Annotated in this window: 5 protein-coding genes; 3 read left to right on the top strand and 2 right to left on the bottom strand. The window is 65.1% G+C overall.

The genetic code is table 11. The annotated features are described in order from the left end of the window. Positions 1-333: 333 nt before the first annotated feature. The gene (locus tag ACK5L9_RS12075) at positions 334-1,224 is read left to right on the top strand and encodes a DUF1403 family protein (protein ID WP_416911714.1); all 891 of its coding nucleotides are present in this window, start codon (positions 334-336) and stop codon (positions 1,222-1,224) included. Between the two features lie 50 nt (positions 1,225-1,274). Here the strand turns inward: ACK5L9_RS12075 and ACK5L9_RS12070 are convergent, their stop codons facing one another. Both ACK5L9_RS12070 and ACK5L9_RS12065 read right to left on the bottom strand, forming a co-directional pair. After that, positions 1,275-1,754 carry a nucleotidyl transferase AbiEii/AbiGii toxin family protein gene (locus ACK5L9_RS12070; protein ID WP_416911713.1) on the bottom strand — a complete coding sequence of 160 codons (480 nt, stop codon included), beginning with the start codon at positions 1,752-1,754 and terminating at the stop codon, positions 1,275-1,277. Next, positions 1,747-2,109 (bottom strand): hypothetical protein, encoded by a 363-nt coding sequence (locus tag ACK5L9_RS12065; RefSeq protein WP_416911712.1) that lies wholly within the window; start codon positions 2,107-2,109, stop codon positions 1,747-1,749. The genes ACK5L9_RS12070 and ACK5L9_RS12065 overlap by 8 nt, the downstream gene beginning before the upstream one ends. A 78-nt stretch (positions 2,110-2,187) precedes the next feature. Here ACK5L9_RS12065 and istA point away from each other — a divergent pair, with 78 nt between their 5' ends. Beyond that, positions 2,188-3,741 (top strand): IS21 family transposase, encoded by a 1,554-nt coding sequence (istA, locus tag ACK5L9_RS12060; protein WP_416911711.1) that lies wholly within the window; start codon positions 2,188-2,190, stop codon positions 3,739-3,741. A 19-nt stretch (positions 3,742-3,760) separates the two neighbouring features. Continuing rightward, positions 3,761-4,365, top strand: a 605-nt coding sequence (locus ACK5L9_RS12055) for an ATP-binding protein (RefSeq protein WP_416911710.1), incomplete at its 3' end; no start/stop codon positions are given.

Here is a 4,365-nt window from a genome sequence, read left to right as displayed (position 1 = left end):
GGCACCAGCGGGACAAATCCGCCCAATCCTTCGCATAGGCCCGCGCCGTGTTTTCCGCGATGGCCTGGCGCGCATAATCCTGCGCCCGATCCGCCAGACGGTCCAGCACGCCTGAACCGGCAACATGGTCGGGCACGCTATCGTCCTGTTGAGGGTTAAAGGCGTGATCTGACGCCTCTGAGGGCGGTTTCTTGGCGCTTTTGCTCATGTCGGGCAGCCTATCCCTGTATGTCCGATAAGGCCAGATTATTGGACATGGCTGGGAGCTACAGGGTGGGGCGGTTTGCACATCATATTGTGGACGAAAGCGCCGCCGCGGTCTAGTCTTGTGGCATGACATGCCAGCTGACCACTATATCCAACGACCCATGCAGCCTACCGCAATTGCCCGCCTGGGTCACCGGCGCGCCGGCCGAAACCCTTGAGGATGTGGCGTTTTTGTCCGGCGCGGCGCTGGCCCATCTCAATCTTGTGCAAAGCCGGGACGACGTGCCCCAGAGCTTGCTCCGGGCGCGGATGTCGCTGCGGGCCGCGGAGGCTTGCGTGGCGCAGTCGGGACGCCCGGAACGGGCGAGAGAGCTGCGGGATGCGGTGGCGTTTCTGCAACCCGGCGACAATCCGGGTCCCGCTGGCGAGGTCTACCAATGCTGGCGGCGCGCGGTAGAGCGACCGGTGTCTGTCAAGGCGCTGCATCGGGCCTTGCCTGAGATCGAGGCGGAGCAGATCGCGGCCTGGCTGGACGCGGGGCAAGGGGCGCCGGTCCGGCGGGCCGCGGCCGTGCTGCAGGCGGTTCTGGAGGATCGACCGCGGGATCTCGCCACGGCAGTGATCCTGGCTGATGCGGCTTTGGGGCAGGCCCTAGGATGGGACCACGTCCTGCCGCTCGTTACGCTCGGTCTCAAGCGCGGCGATCTGCGGAAGACGGGCGAGGCGCTGCAGCTGGCCTGTCATCGGGCAATTGGGACGGCAGCGGTCGAGTCAACGCGGGAGGCGGCCGACCTGGCCCGCCGCGCGGCGCGTCTGAAGGCCGTGGCCCCGAAGTTGCGGGCCAGGGGCGCCGAGGAGGCTGTGGCGTTGTTCCTGACGCAGGATGCCGTCGCGCCCACGTCGCTGACTTCGCTGCGGTCCGACCGCGCCGCGCGCCGGTTCTGCGACCGGTTGGTGGAGCTCGGCGCCGTGCGCGAGCTGACCGGGCGCGACACATTCCGGCTCTACGGGGTGTGATGATGGCCAAGGACCACCCTGAACCCGATCTGGACCGCGAGCTGGAGAACCTACCGGCCGAGCTTCGGTGGCGCGAATGGATGCGCCGGATCTCCGAATCCGACATCGATCGTGATCGGGATCCGCGTCTTCTCGAGATACGCGGTCGTCTTCAGGCGCATGCCGCCGTAGACCTGATCTTCCCTGATCGGGGCCGCGGTAAGACTGGCGTCGTCAAAGATCAGCCCGTCATCTGCGTCGATTGCGAGAATCTCCGCGATGGTCGTCTTCAGGGTTGCCTCGTCCTCGGCGCCGAACGACAGGAAGTCGATGTCTCGGGTAAAACGGCCTTTGTCCTTGGTCCAGAGAGTCACGAGCATGCCGCCCTTCAGGACGAACCGATCGCGGTGTGCCGACACCGACAGGCGGTAGATGAGCCGTTCCAGCCCGAATGCGACCAATACCACGTCGAAGGCCTGTCCCTCCTTGCGTGCGAGGTTCAGAAGTCTCTGCCGAACCGATGCGGCGATATTCTTGGGTATGTCAGCCATTCGATGTCACGGCCTCGAGGTAGGGACGCATCTGGTTCCAGGCACCGTATTCCCGCGCGGCCTCGGCAATCGCTGACGCCGTCGCCTTGCGTTGTTCGATCGCGGTCTTGAGCGCCTCGATGGCGACCGAACGATCGACGAGGCGCTGGTTCCGGAATGCGTCGGCGAGCGTCTTCGATATCGTGTACATCCTTATCGTCGCCTCGCCCAGCTGGTGCTCCTCGACGCCGCCGGAGAAATAGGGTTCGCGAAACCGGTGCGGGTTTCGCAAATTCCCGGACAGGGATTTCAGTAATTCCCGGACACGCGTTTTGGTAAATCCCGGACAGGTATTTCGGTAATTCCCGGACAGCACCGGGGGCCTTGGGCACGGTTGGTCATCGCCTGCGCCGTCACGGCATTCTCCCGGTCTTGAGCGAGACCGGGAGGGGACATGCCAAGACGCAAGCAACCGAGGCGTACGACCATGCGAGACATACGAACAATACTGCGGCTGACGCATGAACAGGGCCTTTCGGTGCGCGAGGTTGGTCTGCGCCTGAAGCTCAGCAAGACGACCGTGGCGACCTACCTGCTTCGCGCTCGGGAGGCAGGTCTGAACTGCTGGCCATTGCCATCCGGTCGCGATGACGATGCGACGCTGAAGCAGGTCCTGTTCCAGCGTGTCGGACGCCCGCCCCGGGATCTGAGCGAACCCGACTGGCCCAAGATGGCCGCGGAGATGAAGCGTAAGGGGGTGACGCTGGTTCTGCTCTGGGAGGAATACCGGGCGGCGCATCCCGATGGCTATGGCTACACCTGGTTTTGCGAACGCTACCGCGCGTTCGAGAGCCGCATCAACCCCCGGTATCGCAACCGCCATGAGGCCGGCGCGGTGATGCAGACCGAGTACGCCGGGCACACGATCCCGGTGATCGACCCGGGCACGGGGGCTGAGCATCGCGCGCAAATCTTCGTCGCCGTTCTGGGTGCTTCAAACTACACCTTCGCCTGGGCAAGCCTCAGCCAGAAGCTGCCCGACTGGATCGAAGCCCAGGTCCGGGCGCTTAAGTTCTTCGGCGGAGTCCCCAAGGCGATCGTGTGCGACAATCTGAAGGCCGCCGTGGCGCGGCCGCTCTGGTTCGAGCCGTCGCTGACCAGGACCTTCTCCGACATGGCCACGCATTACGACACGACTGTGCTGCCCACGCGACCGCGCAAGCCCCGGGACAAGGGCAAGGTTGAAGGCGCGGTGCTGATCGTGGAGCGCTGGATTCTGGCGCGGTTGCGCAACCGGCAGTTCTTTTCCATCGAAGCCCTGAACGTCGCCATTGCCGAGCTGCTCGATGACCTGAACGGGCGGATCATGCGCCGGGTCGGACGGTCGCGGCGTGAGCTGTTCGAGGAGATCGAACACCCCGCGCTCAGCCCCTTGCCCGATGCGCCCTTCGAATATGCCGAGTGGAAGCGCGCCAAAGTGCATCCCGATTACCACATCGAGGTGCTGCACGGCTTCTATTCCGTGCCGCACCGGCTGATCGGACGCCAGGTCGATGTCCGCCTGACCTACCGCATGATCGAGATTTTCCATAACCATGAACGGGTTGCGGTTCACCACCGCCGCTCTCAGCGCGGCGGCCATAGCACCATCAAGGAGCACATGCCCAAGGCGCATCAGCGCTACGGTGGCATGACGCCGGAAAGTCTGATCACCCGCGCCGCCCGCACCGGCTATCATGCCGCCGCGCTCGTGGAGCGGCTGATGCGCGACAGGCCGCATCCGGAACAGGGCTATCGCTCGGCCCTCGGCGTGCTTGGCTTGCAGCGCCAGTTCGGCGCGGGCAGGCTGGAGGCCGCATGCGAACGCGCCCTGACGGTCGGCGCCGTCAACTATGCCTCGGTCCGTTCCATCCTCATCACCGGTCTGGATCGGGCGCCCAGCCCGCCAGACCCCATCACCGCCACGCCGGTCCACGACAATATCCGTGGCCCCGGCTACTACCAGTAATCCAGGAAAGGACAAACAGATGCTGACACACCCCACACTCGACCAGATGGCGGCGCTCGGCCTGACAGGCATGGCCGACGCCTGGAAGGCTTTGGCCGAACAGGATTCAGGTCAGGCGCTCGAGCGCAATGAATGGCTTGGTCTCATGCTCGACCGCGAAGCTGCGGCCCGCGCCGACAAGCGCTTCGCCAACCGGCTGCGCAATGCGAAGATGCGCTTTCCCAACGCCTGCATCGAAGATGTCGATTTCGCCGCCAGCCGGGGGCTCGACCGGCGTCAGATCCTCGCGCTCGCGCAAGGCAACTGGATCAAGGCCCGCGAACAGATCATCCTTACTGGCCAGACCGGCACCGGCAAGACCTGGCTTGCCTGCGCCTTCGCCCACCAGGCCGCCCGTCTGGATCATTCCGTCGCCTATATCCGCATGCCCCGCCTCGTCGAGGATATGGCCATGGCCCGTCTCGATGGCCGCGTCCCCCGCCTCGTCGACAAGCTGGCCCGCGTCCAGCTGCGGGTCCTCGACGACTGGGGCACGCATGGCTGGACCGACCACCAGCGCCTCGACCTGCTCGAACTCTTCGAGGAACGCTACCAGCGGCGGTCCACCATCATCACCGCCCAACT

Source organism: Paracoccus sp. (in: a-proteobacteria), assembly GCF_047973135.1.
GTDB lineage: Bacteria > Pseudomonadota > Alphaproteobacteria > Rhodobacterales > Rhodobacteraceae > Paracoccus.
This window is presented reverse-complemented; position numbering and strand designations above follow the sequence as displayed.

Coding starts and splice junctions, on each gene's coding strand:
- ACK5L9_RS12075 (WP_416911714.1), top strand. CDS start 334: ATGACATGCCAGCTGACCACTATATCCAACGACCCATGCAGCCTACCG.
- ACK5L9_RS12070 (WP_416911713.1), bottom strand. CDS start 1,754: ATGGCTGACATACCCAAGAATATCGCCGCATCGGTTCGGCAGAGACTT.
- istA (WP_416911711.1), top strand. CDS start 2,188: ATGCCAAGACGCAAGCAACCGAGGCGTACGACCATGCGAGACATACGA.